Below are 18,882 nucleotides of genomic sequence, written 5' to 3' on the forward strand. Positions count from 1 at the left end.
TCGGGGCTCTCTGAATTCAGGTGTGTTGTCTATTTAAGGCGCAGAAGGTCGTTGAATGCGCGGGCGCGGCGCGTGACTTCCTGGGTGCTTTCGGCACCGAACAGGCCATGCACCACGGCCAGCAGGTCGGCACCGTGGGCCACCAGTGGTTCGGCGTTTTCCAGGGTGATGCCGCCGATTACGCAGATCGGCAACTGCAACCGGGTGCGGGCCTGGGCGAGCATTTCGACGGTGGCAGCGGGGGCGCCAGGCTTGGTATTGGAATTGAAGAAACGGCCGAAAGCGACGTAGCTTGCGCCTTCCCTGGCGGCCTGCTCCGCCAGTTCGATCTGGCTGTGGCAGGTGGCGCCGATAATCGCCTTGGAACCCAGCAGGGCGCGGGCAGGGGTCAGCGGGCCGTCGGTCTGGCCCAGATGCACGCCGACGCCCAGGCGTGCGGCCAATTCGGCGTCGTCATTGATAATCAGCTGGGTCTTGTAGCGCGAGCACAGCTCTCGCAGCTTCTCGGCTTCGCGCAGGCGCCGTGCTTCGTCGCTGCTTTTGTCGCGGTATTGCAACAGGCTCACACCGCCTTCCAACGCCGCTTCGACGTAGGCGAGGAATTTGCCGGCCAACAGTTGGCTGTCGGTTATGGCATACAGGCCACGTAGTTTCATCGGGCAGGCCTCTTGCTTTTAAGGACGAAAAGTTACGAGCAGAAATCCAGCGGCAGCCGGCGCGGCACGAACTGGCCCTGGCCGAGTTGTTCGGCGTCGCGCAGGGTCCGCCAAGTGTAGTTGAGCGCCGATTGCACGGCACTGGCCAAGCCTTCGCCCTGGGCGATGCGGCCGGCCAGCGCACTGGCCAGCGTGCAACCCGAGCCGTGATAACTGCCGGGCAAGCGCTGGCAGGTAAAGGTCTGGCGGCTGCCGTCACGGCTGTACAGGCGGTTGTGCACTTCGTGCTCGTCGCCATGGCCGCCGGTGATCAGCAGGTGCTTGATATAGGGCAACAGCTTCTCGGCGCATTCGTCCGCCGTCCCCTCAGGCAACTCGGCGAGGATGCGCGCTTCAGGCAGGTTCGGCGTGGCGATCAGCGACAGCGGCAACAGGCGCTCACGCATCGCGTAGCCGACTTCGTCCTTGCCCAGGCTGCCACCACCGCCGGCGCGCAGCACCGGGTCGCACACCACTGGCAGGTGCGGATGCGCCTGTAGCAGTTCGACCACGGTGTCGACCATTGCGATGGAGCCCAGCATGCCCAGTTTGACCGACGCCACTTCGGAGTCGCCGAGCACGGCATTGGCCTGGGCCAGCACCCATTCGCGGTCGAGCACGCGGAAATCACTGACGTTGACCGTGTTCTGCACGGTCAACGCGGTGACGGCCGGGGCCGCATGGCAGCCTTGGGCGAGCAGGGCTTCGATATCTGCCTGCAAGCCGGCGCCACCACTGGGGTCGTGGCCGGAGAGACAGAGGACAACGGGACGAGAGCTGTAGATATTCATGGTGCGCGAGCTTACCACCAAACGCTTTTGGCGTGGCTGTCGGGCGTGGGGGGAATTAATGGCTTGAAAACCACCTGGATATTCCCTGCCAATGATCTGACTGAGCCGATGAAAAAGCGCTGAAAGCCTCGTGATAGAGGCTTTCAAAAAATTATTTCAATAGTGTCTAATGGCCTTTACTGGCTATGCTAGAGTGGATTCAAACAACTCACGGTATCGCCGGTGTACGTCTACTCAAAAGGAATGGGGGGCTTTTGACATAACCGGACAGTCCACGCTGGGGCTCTATGCGCTATTTGCTGATCTTATTGTTGTGCGGGTTGCCGCTGCTCGCCAACGCCGTCGACTTCGATCAGGAGACTCGAAGCCTGCCGCTGGGCCGGGTCATGCAAGTGCTCGAAGACCCCACGGATGCCCTCACCATCGCCGAAGTCAGTTCCCCGGCTTACGCTGCCCAGTTCAAGACCCATGACAAAGCCACCCTCAATGCCGGCTATTCACGCTCGGTGTTCTGGCTCAAGGTCGACCTGCATTACCTCGCCCAAGACCCTCGCGCCCCGCGTGGCTGGTTTCTGGAACTGGCCTATCCGCCGCTCAACCATGTGGACCTGTACCAGAAGGACGGCACCGGTCACTACCGCCTGACGGCGCGCACGGGCAGCGCCCTGCCGTTTTCCAGCCGTGAGGTCCGCCAGAGCAACTACCTGTTCAAGCTCAACTTCGTGCCCGACCAGCAGGAAACCGTCTATCTGCGCCTGCAAAGTGAAGGTTCGATCCAGGCGCCGCTGACACTGTGGTCCGGCACCGCCTACCTGGAACAGCAACCACTGCGCCTTTACGTGCTCGGGGCCATCTATGGCGTATTGCTGGGGATGCTGGTCTACAACCTGTTCATCTACTTGAGCGTGCGTGACACCAGCTACCTCTATTACATCCTCTACATTGCCTCGTTCGGCCTCTATCAGCTGGCGGTCAATGGCGTGGCGATGGAGTATTTCTGGCCGAACAGCCCGTGGTGGGCGAATGCGGCGGTGCCGTTCCTGATCGGCTCGGCAGCGCTGTTCGGCAGCCTGTTCGCACGCAGCTTCCTGCACACGGCGCAGCACAGCCGCTGGCTTGATCGTCTGTTGCTGGCGTTGGCGGCCTGCGGCGCGGTGGTGATGGTGCTGGCGCTGCTGACCAGCTATGCACTGGCCTTGCGCCTGGCGACCGGCCTGGCGCTGGTGTTTACCGTGACCATCTTTTTCACGGCCATCAAGGCCTGGTTCTGTGGCCAGCGCATGGCGCGTTATTTCATCATTGCCTGGTCGGCGTTCCTGTTGGGCGGGGTGGTCAACACGATGATGGTGCTGGGCTACCTGCCCAATGTGTTCCTGACCATGTACGCCAGCCAACTCGGCTCGGCCATTGAGGTGGCGTTGCTGTCCCTGGCCCTGGCCGATCGCATCAACGGCATGCGTGAGCAACAGGCGCAAATCCTCTTCGATGCCAGCCAGAAGCTCGAAGTGCTCAACCAGCAATTGGCCCGCAGCAACCGTCTCAAGGATGAATTCCTCGCCACGCTGACCCACGAGTTGCGTACGCCGATGAATGGCGTGATCGGTTCCCTGGAGCTGATGCACACCGTGCCGCTGGACGATGACTTGGCGCAGTACCAACAAACGGCTGCCGGCTCGGCGCGGGACATGATGCGCATGGTCAATGGCATCCTCACCTTGACCGAACTGCAAGCCGGGCGCCTCACCGCTCAGCCCCAGGTATTCAGCCTGCGCGGCACCCTGGATACCTTGCGCCAGCAGTTCAGCGCCAGCGCCCAGAGCAAGGGGCTGGCGTTTTCCATCGATGTCGCCGATGAACTGCCGGACCGCATGATCGGTGACGCGGGCAAACTCACTCAGTGCCTGGATTGCCTGTTGGACAATGCCTTCAAGTTCACCCACGAAGGCAGTGTGCGTTTGCGCGTGGTGGGCGTGCCCCATGCGGATGGCGGGTTGCGCTTGAGCTTTATCGTAACCGACACCGGCGTGGGCTTCGCCTTTCTGGACGAGGCCACGCTGTACCAACGCTTCTTCCAACTCGATGGTTCGACCACCCGCGAATACGGCGGCCTGGGTATTGGCTTGGCGATTTGCCGGCAGTTGATCGAGTTGCTGGGCGGGCGTCTGACCCACCATTCCGAGCCGCGTAAAGGCAGCCGGTTCCAGTTGGAGATGGAAGTTGGCGCAGCGCCGTCTGAACTGAAAGTGCCGCCTGAACCGAAAGTCGCCTCCGACAGGCAGCGTGCCCCTCAGGATTGCGCGGTGCTGTTGGTAGACGATAACAGCGTGGGCCAACTGGCGGTGCGCGGGATGTTGCTCAAGCTCGGTTACCGGGTGAAAACCGCAGACAGTGGCGCGTCAGCCCTGGCGCTCCTGCAAGACGAAACCTTCGATGCCGTGTTGCTGGATGTGCCCGAAGGTGGTTTCTCATTGTGCTGTCAGATCCGTGCCTTGCCGGGGTGCGGTGAGTTGCCGGTGATTGCCTTGAGTACCTCTTTGCAGGCGCCGGAACGTGAGCGTTGCCACGGTGTCGGCGTCAGCGACCGGCTGTCAAAACCCGTGCGCTTCGACGCTTTGCAGGCGGTACTGGAGCGGCGTGTATTGTGCTCGGTAGAGGGCGAAAGCGCCGGACATTCGGCGTTTATGCCACTTTTTAAAGGCCGATGACGGTGCTTAACTGAAACTTCGGCCCTACCGGTAGGCAGCGTGCAGCAGCGAGCAAGCTCGCTCCTGTAAACCGCCTTGATCGACGTGGCCTTTATTTCAGGAGGCCCGCCATGAACCTGCATTCGTTCGCCGAAACCCACGACGTCACCAACCAGCCGCCCTCCCTGGACGGTACCAACCTCTACCGCGTCGACTTGCCCCTGCAAGAATGGTCGCGGCGTTTCGGCGCCGGCTGGGCGCAGACACGTATCGATGCTTACGGTGCGCTGGCCGGTGGCCCGTTGATGGAAGCCGGGTTCCTGGCCAACCAGAACAAGCCGGTGTTCAATAGCCATGACCGTTATGGTCATCGCATCGACCTGGTTGAATTTCACCCGGCTTATCATGAACTGATGCGCACCGCCGTCGAACATGGCCTGCCGTCGCTGCCCTGGGCCCATCCGCAGCCCGGTGCCCATGTGGCCCGCGCTGCGATGACCTACCTGCACAGCCAGGCCGAAGCCGGTACCGGCTGCCCGCTGACCATGACCTTCGCCTGCGTGCCGGCGCTGCGCCTGCAGCCAGACCTGGCGCAGACCTGGCTGCCCAAAGTGCTCAACACCCAATACGATCCGCGCAACGTCGGCATCGCGCACAAGGGCGGTGCCACCATCGGCATGGCCATGACCGAGAAGCAGGGTGGCACCGATGTGCGCGCCAACACCACCCGTGCCTTCCCGGTGGGCGCGGGCGGCCCCGGGCAAGCCTATGAACTGGTGGGGCACAAGTGGTTCTGCTCGGCACCGATGTGCGACGCGTTCCTGACCCTGGCCCAGACCGACAAGGGGCTCACCTGTTTCCTGCTGCCCAGGCACCGCCCGGATGACACGCGCAACGAGTTCTACATCCAGCGCCTGAAAAACAAACTTGGCAACTGCTCCAATGCGTCCAGCGAAGTGGAGTTTCGCGGCGCCCTGGCCTGGATGATCGGCGAGGAGGGGCGTGGCGTGCCGACCATCATCGAGATGGTCGCCATGACTCGCTTCGATTGCATGGTCGGCTCCAGTGCCCTGATGCGCCAGGCGCTGACCCAGGCCAGCCATCATTGCGCCCATCGCTCGGTCGGCGGTCGCGTGCTCAGCGCGCAACCGCTGATGCAAAACGTACTGGCCGATCTGGCCCTGGAGAGCGAAGCCTCCCTGGCATTGAGCCTGCGCATGGGGCGGGCGTTGGACCATCTCGCTGACGAGCAGGAAGCCAAGTTCGCCCGGCTGGTCACAGCGGTGGGCAAATATTGGATCTGCAAGCGTGCGCCGGCGATGATCAACGAAGCGGCCGAGTGCATGGGCGGCGCCGGGTATGTGGAGGACAGCATCCTGCCGCGCCTGTACCGTGAGGCACCGGTGAATTCGACGTGGGAAGGTTCGGGCAATGTGCAGTGCCTGGACGTGCTGCGGGCGTTGTCCAAAGAGCCGGGTGTGCTGGAGGCGCTGTTCGTCGAACTGGGCAGCGGTCACGGCGATAAACAACTGGCGCGGCATATCGAACAGTTGAAGACGGCGTTCATGGACACCCAGGATATCCAGTACCGCGCACGGCAACTGACCGAGGATATCGCCCTGGCCTTACAGGCAAAGCTGTTGCTGGAAGCGGGGAATGCGGCGGTCAGTGACGGGTTTATCGCCAGCCGGCTGGGGGCATCGTCCGGCCGCGTGTATGGCACCTTGCCGCGAGGGGTGGAAGTCGAGGCGATTGTTGCGCGTTCCACGCCAGCCCTTTGAGGCGCTCGGTCAAGCCCACCCATTTTGCACGCATTTCAATCCTTGGTTTCCGTCCAGCAGGGATACAGGCAAGATAAAGGCCTGCAAGTCAGAACACAGGATGCTTACCGTGACCGAAGCTTTTGTTGTCGTTCAAACCGCTGAAGAAGCCGTGGACCGGCTGGCGGCTCTGCATGAGCGTGCTACCGGGGCGCTCAATCAGGCTCTCAAGCAATACCTCAAGAACCGCGTCGAACCCGACGCCGAACAGCGCGCACTGTTTCGCTACCCGGAACTGCGCCTGACCTACCATTGCCACGGTGAAGTCCCACAGACCACCCGGGCATATGCCAAGGTCCAACTGCCGGGAACCTACAGCGTTACCGTCACCCATCCTGCGGCGTTCCGTAAGTATCTGCTGGAGCAACTGGTGCCGCTGATGCACGACTTCACCGTGACGGTAGAAGTGGGCGTCAGCCAGCAGAACATCCCTTACCCGTACGTGGTGGAGCAGGGCGACGAACTGGCCGGCTCCGGCGTTACCGCCGCGACCCTGGCTCGCGTATTCCCCAGCACCGACCTGTCCGCCGCCACCGACGGCATCGCCGATGGCCTCTACGATTGGGAAAACACCGACCCGCTGCCTCTGGCACTGTTCGATGCGGCCCGCGTGGACTTTTCCCTGCGTCGCCTGGTGCACTACACCGGTAGCGACTGGCGCCATGTGCAGCCGTGGATTCTGCTGACCAACTACCATCGCTATGTTGACCAGTTCATCGTGCATGGCCTGGAGCAACTGCGCAGCGACCCGCGCTTTATCCGCATGGTGCTGCCGGGCAACGTGGTGATCGACAAGAGCATGGATCACGGCGAAGCCTCGGCGATTGCCGCCGGTGTGGTCTGGCACCGCTATCAGATGCCGGCCTACCACTTGCAGGCCGCTGACGGCCACGGCGTGACCCTGGTGAACATTGGCGTCGGCCCGTCCAACGCCAAGAACATCACCGACCACCTGGCTGTGCTGCGCCCTCATTGCTGGCTGATGATCGGCCACTGCGGCGGCCTGCGCCAATCCCAGACCATCGGCGACTACGTACTGGCCCACGCCTATATGCGCCGCGACGGGATTCTCGATCGCGTCGTGCCGCCGAACATTCCGATCCCGGCCCTGGCCGAAGTGCAACTGGCGCTGCAGCAGGCCGCGGCGAATGTCACCGGCGAGAAAGGCGAAGAGCTGAAAAAACGCCTGCGCACCGGCACCGTGCTGACCTACGACGACCGCAACTGGGAACTGCGTTGGGCCCAGGAACGGCCGCTGATCAACCTGTCCCGCGCCGTGGCGGTGGATATGGAAAGCGGCACCATTGCCGCCCAGGGCTACCGCTTGCGTGTGCCTTACGGCACCTTGCTGTGTGTGTCGGACAAACCGTTGCACAGTGAGATCAAGCTGCCAGGTTCGGCCAACGCGTTCTATGAGCGCGCGGTCAGCCAGCACTTGAAGATCGGCATCGAGGCGGTCGACCTGTTGCGCACCGAGCTCAACTCGCTGCACTCGCGCAAGCTGCGCAGCTTCGACGAACCACCGTTCCGCTAAGCGGTTGGGATGGTCATTTAGCGGTCAGGCCACTAGCATTGTCGGTCCTGACCGTTAGATGTTCTTTTTGCCATGTCCCGTCCCACTCGCCCCGATTCGCGCCGCCCTGGCGTGAAACCTCCGTATTCCGCTGCGCGGCGTGTCGCCAAGGCGCCCCCGGCCGAGCCGAAGCTGATCCTGTTCAATAAGCCGTTCGATGTACTGACCCAGTTCAGCGACGAAGGCGGGCGTGCGACCCTCAAGGACTTTATCGACATCCCCGGTATCTACCCGGCCGGTCGCCTGGACCGTGACAGCGAGGGGTTGTTGTTGCTGACCAACGATGGGCAACTGCAGGCGCGGATTGCCGACCCCAAGCATAAGCTGGCGAAAACCTACTGGGTGCAAGTCGAAGGCGAGCCAACGCCAGAGCAGCTGCAACGCCTGCGTGACGGCGTGGAGCTTAACGACGGCATGACCCTGCCCGCCGAAGCGCGCCAATTGGATGAGCCCCAGTTGTGGCCACGCAACCCACCGGTACGCTTTCGCAAAAGCGTGCCGACGTCGTGGCTGGAGTTGGTGATTCGCGAAGGCCGCAACCGCCAAGTGCGGCGCATGACGGCGGCGGTTGGGTTGCCGACCTTGCGCCTGGTGCGGGTACGCATTGGCGGCTGGTCGATCGATGGCCTGGATCAAGGCCAGTGGAAGGAAGTGCCGGCGCGTTTATAGGGCGCCGGATTCGATCAGGCCGATCACCACGCTTTTGATGATGAACGCCGCCACGCCCAGCCCCAGTACGAAAAACAGGATGAACGAGCCAAAGCGACCGGCTTTGGACTTCTTCGCGAGGTCCCAGACGATAAAACCCATGAAAATAATCAGGACAGTGACCAGGCCGGTCATCATCCATTCTTCAAACAGGGCGGGGTCGATGTTGTTCATGGGGATTTTTCCGGCAGTGAAGGCGGCGAGTATACGGCAGCGCTACTGACGCAATATTGACCTGGATCGAACTGTGGGAGGGGGCTTGCTCCCGATGGCGGAGTGTCATTCACTGGATGCATCAACTGACACACTGCCATCGGGAGCAAGCCCCCTCCCACATTGGATCGCCATTGTTCTTGGGGTCAGGTGCGCAGGTGGGTCAGGGGCAGTTCGGTGCTGTTCAACACCTGGTTCAGCACAAAGCTCGACCGCACGCTGGTCACGCCTTCGATGCGGGTCAGGTGGCCCAGCAGCAATTTTTGATAGTGGTCCATATCCGGCACCACGACTTTCAATTGATAGTCCGCATCCATCCCGGTCACCAGGCTGCATTCCAGCACCTGGGGCAGGGTGCGGATGGCCGCTTCGAAGTTCTCGAAACGCTCTGGCGTGTGACGGTCCATGCCGATCAATACATAGGCTGTGAGGCTCAGGCCCAGCATCTTGCGGTCGAGCAAGGCGACCTGGCGGGCAATGTAGCCGTCGTCTTCCAATTGCTTGACCCGGCGAGAGCAGGGCGACGGTGACAGGCCGATGCGCTCGGCCAACTCCTGATTGGAGATCCTCGCGTCGCGCTGCAATTCCGCCAAAATACTCAGGTCGTATCGGTCAAGCTTGCTCATTGGGTTGGCCTTTGTCGTAACTATTGCGGTGAATTATCTATGAAGGGTTAAAAATTGCGCAAGCACTGTTTATTGACGCAATCTTCGCAATCATCTGTCGGGCACACGCGGGTATCGTTATCAACAGAATCACCGCCTGGACAACAGTCCACTCCCAGCGAGCCCAATCAGGCACGCTGCGGCCGCCGCCCCAGCAGGGTTGAGCCGGCCTCCAGGCTGCACACTGTCTACCAGACGGCGTGAGGTGAGCCAACGTCAAAAGCGTTGAGCCAGGACAAAATTCTCAAGGGGTGGCCGACGGGTCGCCCCTTTTTCTTTGCCTTGAGAAAATTGTTCTCGTGACTGATAACCTGTCTCAGAACCGGGTGAGGCTTTTCCAGTCTCATATATGAGGCCGGGTATCCAGGCCCTAATCCGCAGTGAGGAATAGCATGAAACGCATCTGGCGTTTGGCAGGTGTAGGTTTGCTGATGGTCACCGTCAGCGCGCAAGTGATGGCTGATGACCCCCGTTCTGAAGGCGGCGGCCAACATGAAAGAGGGCCGGAGGGTGGGCGGCAGGGCAACGAACCGCCCCGCCCGCAAAACAACCAGCCCCGTCCACAGAATCAACATTTCGAGAACAATGCGCCGCGCCCGCAAAACGAGCATTTCGAGCGTGGCGAGCAGCAGGGGCACGGGCAGTGGCAAGGCCGGCCGCAAGGCGCCGAATCGCCTCGGCCAGCGCCGCAGCCTGCGAATAACCTGCCGATCCAGGGGCGCCCGGACACCGTTCGGCAAACCCAGGAGCCGCGCCAGGGTTACTATCAGGACATCCCACGGCGTAATGACGGCAATCCGCATTGGCAGCCCGGTAATGGCCCCGGGCCGCGTCCCGGTGGCGGTTTCAACAATGGCCGCCCCGATGACCACCGCTGGCCAGGCCGCCCCGATGGGCACGGCAACGGCTGGGGCCCAGGCCCGCAATACCGACCGGGCTATGTCGTCGACCGTTTCCCCGAGCGTAATTACCGCGTTCCCTACCGTGGCCAGGATTATTTCTACTCTGGTGGCTATTGGTATCGCCCGCAAGGCCCGCGTTATGTGGTGGTAACGCCGCCGTACGGTATCCGCGTGCAATACCTGCCGGATTACGCACGGGAAGTGTGGGTGGGCAGTGCGCTGTTCTTCCTCGCGGCCGGCGCCTATTACACCTACGAAAGCAGCACCCAGCAGTACGTGGTGGTGCAACCGCCGACCCAAGTGCCGACGCCGCCGCCGGCGCCACAGGGCAATGGTTACGACGTGGTGGCCTACCCGGCCAACGGCCAGTCACCGGGCCAGGTGCAACAGGATGGTTATGACTGCTATCGCTGGGCGGTGCAGCAAAGCGGTTTTGATCCGCAGGCGGTGACCTACGCCCCGGCGCCTGCGGTGGTGCAAACCTACCGTCAGGCCCAGGGCAACTGCCTGAGCAGTCGCGGTTATCAGGTGCAGTATTAGGTTTTATTGCCCGTGACCACTTCCCGCGGGTCGGCGTGCACCAGCACTTCGGCACGCGGGTAGGCTTGGTGAATGGCGTCGGCGGCTTGATCGCTGATGCCATGGGCGACTGACAGCGTCAATTCCCCCGGCAATTCCAGATGCAACTGCACGAACCAGTGGCTGCCGGAGATTCGCGTGCGCAAGTCATGGGCGCCCAATACACCGGGGACGCCACGGGCCAGTTCCAGCATGTGCTGGCTCACGTCCGGTGGCAGTTCCTCGTCCATCAATACCGCAAAGCTCTCCCGAGCGATCTGGATGGCGCTCCACAAGATGTAGGCGGCAATGCCCAGGCCGAACCAGGCGTCGACCTGATGGTAACCAAAACCCGCCAACACCAGCGCCACCAGGATGCTGCCGTTGAGCATCAAGTCCGAGCGGTAGTGCAGCGAGTCGGCGCGTACCGCGTTGGAGCCGGTTTCACGGATGACCCGGTGTTGCAGCATCAGCAGCGCCACCGTCATCAACAGCGAAAAGACGATCACCCCGATGCTCAACCACGGCGCGCCGACGGGTTCCGGATGCTGCAAGCGCTGGTACGCCTGGAACGCGATCAACACCGCGCTGCCGGCGATAAACAGCGCCTGGGCCATGCCCGACAGCGACTCCGCCTTGCCGTGCCCATAACGGTGGTCGTCATCGGCCGGGCGCAGCGCGTAATGCACGGCGAGCAAATTCAGCAGCGAGGTCACGCCATCGAGCAGCGAGTCGGTCAACCCGGCGAGCATGCTCACCGAGCCGCTGAACCACCAGGCGATGGCCTTGGTGATAATCAGCGCGGAGGCCACGCCCACTGAAGCGCGGGTGGCCAGGCGCAGGAGCCTGGCGTGTTCAGGACTGCTGGTCATGGACGATCCTTAGGCAGCGGGTTGCAGGCCCAGGGCGGCCAGTTGTTGCACGCTGCCCTTGAACTGGATCAGACGCGGGTCATCGAGTGGCAGGCTGCGCCCGGTTTCTTGCTGGATGATGGTTTGCAGCTTGGCGTTGTCGACCTTGCCGTCTGCGCCAATGGCGTCGTGGAGTTTTGCCGGGTCAACCTGGGCGGTCTTGCCCGGTTCGAAGTAGATGGCGCCGGTGGCGAAGTCCACGCCGAACGCGATCAGGCCGGGGATTACATAGAACAGCAGGCCCACGGCGTCGAGCACGGCAATCGCCGGGTCGATCTTGCCGTCGATCTGGCCACGGCGGTCCGGGTAGAAGATCGAACCGCAGGCGGTCAGCTGGCTCAACAGGGTGACGGCGAGGACACCGCCGATGATGCGGGAAGCGATACGCATGGAAACTCTCCTGAACACGTTTTAAGGGTGAATATAAGCCAGTTTTGTCAGGCGACGATGATCAAGTGTGGGAGGGGGCTTGCTCCCGATGGCAATGTGTCAGGCAACTGCTTGGCTACTGACCCACTGCTATCGGGAGCAAGCCCCCTCCCACAGTTGACCGCGTCGACAGCCCAGAACCGTGGTGTTGTTGAGACCATCATCGGCATCCGGCAGTTCGCCGTTATACTCGCCGCTCTGTTCTGGAGCCAGTATGAATTCGTTGCCGATTGATGAAGTTTTACCCGCCCTGCGTGACGCCTTGGCGATTCGCCATGAAGCCGTGCTGGAAGCGCCGCCCGGCGCCGGTAAAACCACCCGCGTGCCCTTGGCCTTGTTGAACGAGCCGTGGCTGGCCGGGCAAACCATCCTGATGCTCGAACCCCGGCGCCTGGCCGCTCGCGCCGCGGCCGAACGCCTGGCCAGTGAGTTGGGTGAAAAAGTCGGCGAAACCGTCGGTTATCGCATTCGCCTGGACAGCAAGGTCGGCCCGAACACCCGTATCGAGGTGGTCACCGAAGGCATTCTCACCCGTCGCCTGCAGGACGATCCGGCACTGGAGGGCGTGGGCTTGCTGATCTTCGACGAATTCCACGAGCGCAGCCTCGATGCGGACCTGGCGCTGGCCCTGAGCCTCAATGGCCGCGAGCTGTTTCGTGATGAGCAGCCGCTGAAAATCCTGTTGATGTCGGCCACCCTCGAAGGTGAACGCCTGGCGAGCCTGCTGGAGGATGCGCCGATCCTGCGCAGCGAAGGACGCATGTTCCCGGTGCAGGTGCGTTGGGGGCGGCCGTATCAGGCCGGTGAATTTATCGAGCCGCGTGTGCTGCAGACCATCCTTGAGGCCTTGCAGGACGAAGCCGGCAGTGTGCTGGTGTTCCTGCCGGGGCAGGCGGAAATTCGTCGGGTCAACCAGCAACTGGCGGACGCCCTGGGCGAGCGCAATGATGTGCTGCTCTGCCCGCTGCATGGCGAACTGGACCTCAACGCCCAACGCGCCGCCATCGACCCGGCGCCTGTCGGTAAACGCAAAGTGGTACTGGCTACCAACATCGCTGAGACCAGCTTGACGATTGACGGTGTGCGCGTAGTGATCGACGCCGGGTTGGCGCGGGTGCCGCGTTTCGACCCCGGCAGCGGCATGACCCGCCTCGACACCCAGCGCATCTCCCGCGCCAGTGCCACGCAGCGCGCCGGCCGGGCGGGGCGTCTGGAGCCGGGGGTGTGTTATCGGTTGTGGTCCGAGGATCAGCATGAAGGTTTGGCGGCGTATGGCAGCGCGGAAATCCTCGCGGCGGATCTCGCGGGCCTGGCCTTGCAACTCGCGCGCTGGGGCGTCGCCCCGACGCAACTGGTGTGGCTGGATGTGCCGCCGACCGCCGCCTATGCTCAGGCTCAGGACTTGCTGGTACGCCTGGACGCGCTGGAGGACGACAAACTGACCCCGCACGGTCAGAAAATGGCCGAGTTGCCGGCGCATCCGCGTATCGCTCATTTATTGCTGCGTGGGCAGGACCTGGGTTTGGCGGCCACGGCCTGTGAGGTGGCTGCCCTGTTGGGCGAGCGCGATATCCTGCGCGGTGGCGGTGCCGATTTGCACAGTCGGTTGGCCTTGCTGTCCGGCGAAGAGCGCGCACGTGGCACCCAGGGTGGTGTGCAAAGAGCCAGGCAACTGGCCCGGCAGTACCGTGGTTATCTGCGCAGCAAGGCGACTCAGGCGGTGGCTGATCCCGACCACCCGCGCTGGCTCGGCGCCTTGCTGGCCCTGGCCTACCCGGACCGCGTCGCGCAACAACGTCGCCCGGGTGGCGCCGAATACCGCCTGGCCAATGGGCGCGCCGCGCTGTTCGCCGAGGCTGACAGCCTGATGAAACAACCTTGGCTGGTGATCGCCGACCTCGGCAGCCGCCAGGGCCAGCGGGAAGAACGCATCTATCTCGCGGCGGATTTCGACCCGGCGCTATTCGATACGGTATTGGCCGAACAAGTGCGCAACGTCGACCAGTTGGATTGGGACGAGCGCGAAGGCGTGCTGCGCGCCGAGCGCCAACGCAAAGTCGGCGAACTGGTGCTCAGCCGCGAGCCCCTGACCGGCCTGGATGAATCCGCCCGCAGCCAGGCGTTGGTCAACTTCATCCGCCGCAAGGGGCTGGCGCTATTGCCCTGGACCCCGGAGCTGCGTCAATGGCAGGCCCGTGTCATGCTGCTGCGCCAGCTGGACGCCGGAAAAACCAGCGAATGGCCCGACCTTAGCGACAGCGCCTTGCTCGCCAGCCTGGAGCACTGGCTGATGCCGTACTTGGGCAAGGTGTCGCGCCTCAGTCATTTTTCCAACCTGGATATCTCCAGTTTTCTCCACAACCTGCTGCCCTGGCCGCTGCCCCAACGCCTGGACGAACTGGCACCGCAGCATGTGAAGGTGCCATCGGGTTCGTCGGTGCGACTGGACTACAGCGAACAGCCGCCGATCCTGGCGGTGCGCCTGCAGGAATTGTTCGGGTTGGCGGATACGCCGCGCATTGCCGGTGGGCGGCAGGTGGTGAAGCTGCACTTGTTGTCGCCTGCGCGGCGCCCGGTGCAGGTGACGCAGGATCTGGCGAACTTCTGGCGCAGCACCTATGCCGAGGTGAAGAAGGATTTGAAAGGGCGCTATCCAAAGCATTACTGGCCGGATGATCCATTGGTCGCCGAGGCGACAGCCCGGATTAAACCCCGCAAGTAGCCACCACGAAGAACAATGGTGGGAGGGGGCTTGCTCCCGATGGACTGCGTAGCAGGCCCATTTTTGAGGCCGCTGCGCGGCCTATCGGGAGCAAGTCGAATCGTCGCACCGCCCCTCCCACAATGACCGCGTTAAGCCTTAACTGACAGGCATTAGGGCAAGCTCCCTCCCACATTATTTCGGGGGTGCCTGTCAGGGCGCGGCGGGCAGCAGGAACCGGGCAATCACCGGCAAATGGTTGGAAATGCGCAACGTATCCTCCTGCCGCACCTTGGCTTCGACCCGCTTGATGCGTGGGCTGTAGAACAGATAGTCCAAGGTGCGATCCGGGCCGTCGAGGCTTGGGTCGTTGGGGTAGTGCGTCAGCCATTTCGCACGGTCGATGCCGCTGGCTTCGCTGTTGCTGGGGATCATCGGGTATTTGTCCCACAGCAAATGCAACTCGCTGTCCGGCGAATACTGACCGCGCTTGCCCGCTTCCAGGCGCAGGAACTGCCCCAGCGGCAGCAGGTTGAAATCCCCGCCGATCAACCAGGGCGTGCCTCGGCCTTCGAGCTTATCCAGCAATTTCACCGTTGCCTTGACTTGCTCATCCACCGCCGAGCGCCCAGGCATATCGCGACCCAGACGCGTATTGAGCACCGCCAGTTGGCCGCCATCGCTCAGCGGCAGATACGTCAGCAGCAAGGCCGGTTTGGGTTGGAACTGGCGGCTGATGAAGTTGCCGGGCGATACCGGCAGTTGCAGGCGTTCGGCGTGTTCGATCTGGTAGCGGCTCAGGGTCGCCAGTTTGCGGCCGACACTGCCGAAAATATGCAGGCTGGGGATGAAATCGGCTTTCCAGTCGAACGCCTGGGCGCTGCACGGGTAAAGGTCGACCAGGCGTTCCTGCAACAGGGCCAGCTGGTCTTGATAGTGGGATGGCTTGGCGTTTTCGTCGAGTTCCTGCAACAGCAGGATGTCGGGTTGTTCGTCACGGATCACCCGCGCCACTTCATCGAGGCTGTAGGCCATGTCTTCCACGGTCGGACGGTCGTCCGGGCCGCTGCCGTCGGGGGTGTCGTACCAGAACACGTAGTTTTTACCGGCCAGGTATTGCACGTTCCAGGTCATCACCTTGAGCGCCTGCCCCGGCAGCAGGGTCGGCGCGCGGGGGGCGCCACAGCTGACGGGCAGGGTTTGCTTGTCGGCAGGGCGCCAGGTCAAGCTGTAGATCAGGGCAATGAGCAGGCCCGCGATGATCAGCAGGCCCAGCAGGAAGATGCGCAATAAACGGGTCATTGGCTCGGCTTATCAGCGTGTCAGGACAGGCACGGAGCATATCACCGTGCGTCGGCGTCGCCACCGATCAGCATGAATAAACGGAACAACACCACACTGGTAAACAACTGCAGGAAACTGTGGGCGCTGTCCATCAACAACCCCAGTAACGGACCCGGGTCTGGATAGGCCGCGGCGCTGGCGCCCTTGAGCAACCACAGCGGCGTCATCACGCACAGCAGGCAGACCAGGATTCGCCAGAAGTGCCCACGGCTCAGGCGAAAGCTTTCCTTCATCGCGTCCAGTGCCGGCATGCCGCGCAGCACCAGCAGGTACTCGGCAAACGCCAGCACCACCATCAGCCACAGGCCGGGCAGGAAGTACAACGACAAGCCCAGCAGAATCAGCAGCGTGCTCATGGCCGTCAGCAGGGCGAAGCGTGGCCACAGGGTCAGGGCCATGGCCCAGACATCTTTAATGCGCGGCGACTCGCCGCGGGTGCGCGCATCCAGAAACAGGATCAGGGCGCCGGTGTACAGCGGATACACCAGCAGCCCGACAACCACGCTGTAACCGGGGAACGCATCCGGCCCCAGCGTGTGGTCCAGCACCTGTTGCAGCAGGGCTTCGAGGATCACCAGCGGCAGGCATAGCTGGACGATGGCACCCAGGTTGCGTTGGGTGAAGCGGAAGGAGTCGCGCAGTACGTCTAACGGATTCATCAGGTTCATCGCAGGCCAAAAAGCAAGGCCCACACTTTAACCGATCAGGGCTGGCGTTAAGCAAACGTAAACCTTACGTAAAGACTATTGAAACGTCTGGTAACAGCCCCATAACTAGTCGCGTAGCTTGCCTGGTCCCAGGCAGGCCCATGATTTCTACCGGCAATCTAACGAGGTCGCCATGAACAGCGAAGAGCAAACCCTGATCGATGGACTGTTTTCACGGTTGCAACAAGCCGAAAAGGACTCAGCCCCCCGCGACGCCCTGGCCGAAGCGCGGATCAAGGAGCACATGACTCGCCAACCGGCCGCCGGGTACTACATGACCCAGTCGATCCTGGTACAGGAACACGCGATCAAGAGTCTCGACGCGCAGAACAAGCAGCAGGCGCAGCAGATCCAGCAATTGCAGGATGAGCTGCAACAAGCCCGTTCCCAGGCAGCCCAGCCTGCGCCGAGCAGTGGCGGTTTCCTGTCGAGCATCTTTGGCGGCGGTTCCCGCGATCCGCAACCGGCCCAGAGCGCCCCGGCGTCGACGGGTGGCGGCTGGCGTGAACCGGGGCGGCCATCGTTCGGCCAACCTGCGCCGCAACAAAACTACGCTGCACCGCCGCAGAACTATCAACAGCCGCAACAGGCGCCGGCAGCGCCGATTGGCAGTGGTTTTCTCGGTGGCGCCCTGAAAACTGCCGCCGGCGTGGCCGGTGGTGTGATGCTGGCCGAAGGCATCAGCAGCTTGTTCAACCATAATTCTCAACAGCCGCAGGTCGTGGAAGAAATCATCCGCGAAGAGCCCGCGCCGGCCAGTGACAACGGCAACTGGGGCAATGACGACCAGCGTTTCGCCGGGAATGACAGTTGGGGCGGCAACAACGCTGACAACTTTTCAGACAGCGACTATTCCGACAATTCCTCGTCTTTTGACGACGACGACTCCTACGTCTGACCTGCATTCAACCGGGGCGCTTCGTCGCCCCGGGCTGATTTTTCTCGGAAACTTTCCCGTGGCTGGCATACTGGCGCCTTTGCGGACCTTCGTGTCCGGCGTCCAAGTGGTAAGCCTGGGGAAGTGCGGTGAAAAAAATTGCGGTGTTCGCCGATGTACAAAACCTCTATTACACCGTGCGCCAAGCCTATGGTTGCCACTTCAATTACGCCGCCTTGTGGGCTGACATCAGCTCACGCGGGCAGATCGTAGAGGCGTATGCCTATGCCATCGACCGTGGCGACAGCAAGCAGCAGCAATTCCAGCAGATCCTGCGCAACCTGGGCTTTACGGTAAAACTCAAGCCCTACATCCAGCGCAGCGATGGCTCGGCCAAGGGCGACTGGGACGTGGGCATCACCCTCGACATCATGGATGCCGCCGACCACGTCGACGAAATCGTACTGGCCTCCGGCGACGGTGATTTCGACATGCTGCTCGAGCGCGTTATCCACAAGCATGGCGTCGAAGCCGTGGCCTACGGTGTCCCGGGGTTGACGGCCAACTCACTGATACGCGCCGCCAGCCGCTATGTGCCGATCGAAGGCGCGCTGCTGCTCAAATAGAACGCTGCGGCGTGATAAACAGTTAGACGGAGTTGGAACGGGTTTGGAACGTATAGCGGTCATCGACTTTGAAACCACCGGCATCACCCCGAGCAGCCACTGCCGGGCCACGGAAATCGCGGTGGTCATCCTCGAGCGCGGCCAGATCGTGGATCGCTACCAGAGCCTGATGAACGCCGGTGTGCGTGTGCCGGGCTTTATCGAGCAACTCACCGGCATCAGTAACGCCATGCTGCGCAGCGCACCGCCGGCCGAGCGTGTGATGAACGAGGTCAACGAGTTCGTCGGCACGACGCCACTGCTGGCGCACAACGCGGCATTCGACCAGAAGTTCTGGGACTATGAGCTGAGCCTGATCCGCCGCACACGCCTGCAGAAATTCGCCTGCTCGCTGTTACTCGCCCGCCGCCTGATGCCCGCGGCGCCCAACCACAAACTCGGCACCCTCAACAGCTACGCCCAGTTGCCCCATACCGGCAAGGCTCACCGGGCGCTGGCGGATGCGGAGATGGCGGCCAACCTCACGGCGTACCTGGCCCAGGAACTGCGCGGGACTCACGGCTTGCGCGAACTCTCCCACGACCTGCTGTGCACCTTGCAGAAAGTGCCGGCGGCGAAGATCACCGAACACCTGAAGAAGCACCGCGGGTTCTGAGCCCCTGACAATGAAACTCCAAC

Annotated in this window: 17 protein-coding genes; 9 read left to right on the top strand and 8 right to left on the bottom strand. The window is 62.4% G+C overall.

What is annotated here, in order from left to right; all coding sequences use genetic code 11:
* Positions 1-29: 29 nt before the first annotated feature.
* Complete coding sequence (thiE, locus tag C9383_RS18695) at positions 30-656, bottom strand: thiamine phosphate synthase (protein ID WP_090365665.1); 627 nt, start codon at positions 654-656, stop codon at positions 30-32.
* Between the two features lie 32 nt (positions 657-688).
* Entirely contained in the window at positions 689-1,486 is a 798-nt protein-coding gene (locus C9383_RS18700) for a hydroxymethylpyrimidine/phosphomethylpyrimidine kinase (RefSeq protein ID WP_090365667.1), read from the bottom strand.
* Between the two features lie 287 nt (positions 1,487-1,773).
* Between C9383_RS18700 and C9383_RS18705 the strand changes: the two genes are divergently transcribed.
* From C9383_RS18705 to C9383_RS18720, 4 genes are all read left to right on the top strand, one after another.
* Positions 1,774-4,191: a hybrid sensor histidine kinase/response regulator gene (locus C9383_RS18705; RefSeq protein ID WP_090365668.1), complete on the top strand. Its 2,418-nt coding sequence runs from the start codon at positions 1,774-1,776 to the stop codon at positions 4,189-4,191.
* Between the two features lie 110 nt (positions 4,192-4,301).
* Entirely contained in the window at positions 4,302-5,951 is a 1,650-nt protein-coding gene (locus tag C9383_RS18710; RefSeq protein ID WP_090365670.1) for an acyl-CoA dehydrogenase family protein, read from the top strand.
* Between the two features lie 100 nt (positions 5,952-6,051).
* Entirely contained in the window at positions 6,052-7,524 is a 1,473-nt protein-coding gene (amn, locus tag C9383_RS18715; RefSeq protein WP_161548420.1) for an AMP nucleosidase, read from the top strand.
* A 72-nt stretch (positions 7,525-7,596) separates the two neighbouring features.
* Positions 7,597-8,232, top strand: a complete 636-nt coding sequence (locus C9383_RS18720) for a pseudouridine synthase (protein ID WP_090365671.1) — start codon at positions 7,597-7,599, stop codon at positions 8,230-8,232.
* Here the strand turns inward: C9383_RS18720 and C9383_RS18725 are convergent.
* Positions 8,227-8,436 (bottom strand): DUF2788 domain-containing protein, encoded by a 210-nt coding sequence (locus tag C9383_RS18725; RefSeq protein ID WP_032884769.1) that lies wholly within the window; start codon positions 8,434-8,436, stop codon positions 8,227-8,229. The genes C9383_RS18720 and C9383_RS18725 overlap by 6 nt on opposite strands.
* 194 nt (positions 8,437-8,630) lie before the next feature.
* Entirely contained in the window at positions 8,631-9,110 is a 480-nt protein-coding gene (locus tag C9383_RS18730) for an Lrp/AsnC family transcriptional regulator (protein WP_003194418.1), read from the bottom strand.
* A gap of 431 nt (positions 9,111-9,541) precedes the next feature.
* Between C9383_RS18730 and C9383_RS18735 the strand changes: the two genes are divergently transcribed.
* Positions 9,542-10,591, top strand: coding sequence for a DUF6515 family protein (locus tag C9383_RS18735; protein ID WP_090365673.1), 1,050 nt, complete (start codon positions 9,542-9,544; stop codon positions 10,589-10,591).
* Here the strand turns inward: C9383_RS18735 and C9383_RS18740 are convergent.
* A complete protein-coding gene (locus C9383_RS18740) occupies positions 10,588-11,481 on the bottom strand; it encodes a cation diffusion facilitator family transporter (RefSeq protein WP_090365674.1) in 894 nt (297 codons plus the stop codon). The two genes, C9383_RS18735 and C9383_RS18740, sit on opposite strands and share 4 nt — an antisense overlap.
* Before the next feature lie 9 nt (positions 11,482-11,490).
* The gene (locus C9383_RS18745; RefSeq protein WP_090365676.1) at positions 11,491-11,910 is read right to left on the bottom strand and encodes a polyribonucleotide nucleotidyltransferase; all 420 of its coding nucleotides are present in this window, start codon (positions 11,908-11,910) and stop codon (positions 11,491-11,493) included.
* Positions 11,911-12,163: 253 nt separating this feature from the next.
* Between C9383_RS18745 and hrpB the strand changes: the two genes are divergently transcribed.
* Positions 12,164-14,671: an ATP-dependent helicase HrpB gene (hrpB, locus tag C9383_RS18750; RefSeq protein ID WP_090365677.1), complete on the top strand. Its 2,508-nt coding sequence runs from the start codon at positions 12,164-12,166 to the stop codon at positions 14,669-14,671.
* A gap of 192 nt (positions 14,672-14,863) precedes the next feature.
* Here hrpB and C9383_RS18755 read toward each other — a convergent pair whose 3' ends face one another.
* Positions 14,864-15,952, bottom strand: a complete 1,089-nt coding sequence (locus C9383_RS18755; RefSeq protein ID WP_090365679.1) for an endonuclease/exonuclease/phosphatase family protein — start codon at positions 15,950-15,952, stop codon at positions 14,864-14,866.
* Positions 15,953-15,993: 41 nt separating this feature from the next.
* Positions 15,994-16,653 carry a DUF7847 domain-containing protein gene (locus C9383_RS18760; RefSeq protein ID WP_090365836.1) on the bottom strand — a complete coding sequence of 220 codons (660 nt, stop codon included), beginning with the start codon at positions 16,651-16,653 and terminating at the stop codon, positions 15,994-15,996.
* A gap of 181 nt (positions 16,654-16,834) precedes the next feature.
* Here C9383_RS18760 and C9383_RS18765 point away from each other — a divergent pair, with 181 nt between their 5' ends.
* The 3 genes from C9383_RS18765 (at position 16,835) to C9383_RS18775 (ending at position 18,859) form a co-directional block, all read left to right on the top strand.
* Positions 16,835-17,599 (top strand): DUF2076 domain-containing protein, encoded by a 765-nt coding sequence (locus C9383_RS18765; RefSeq protein WP_090365680.1) that lies wholly within the window; start codon positions 16,835-16,837, stop codon positions 17,597-17,599.
* A gap of 128 nt (positions 17,600-17,727) precedes the next feature.
* A complete protein-coding gene (locus C9383_RS18770) occupies positions 17,728-18,204 on the top strand; it encodes a LabA-like NYN domain-containing protein (protein WP_060752345.1) in 477 nt (158 codons plus the stop codon).
* Between the two features lie 43 nt (positions 18,205-18,247).
* Entirely contained in the window at positions 18,248-18,859 is a 612-nt protein-coding gene (locus C9383_RS18775) for a 3'-5' exonuclease (protein ID WP_090365682.1), read from the top strand.
* Positions 18,860-18,882 lie beyond the last annotated feature (23 nt).

The sequence above is a fragment of the Pseudomonas palleroniana genome (assembly GCF_003031675.1).
Classification (GTDB): Bacteria; Pseudomonadota; Gammaproteobacteria; order Pseudomonadales; family Pseudomonadaceae; genus Aquipseudomonas; species Aquipseudomonas palleroniana.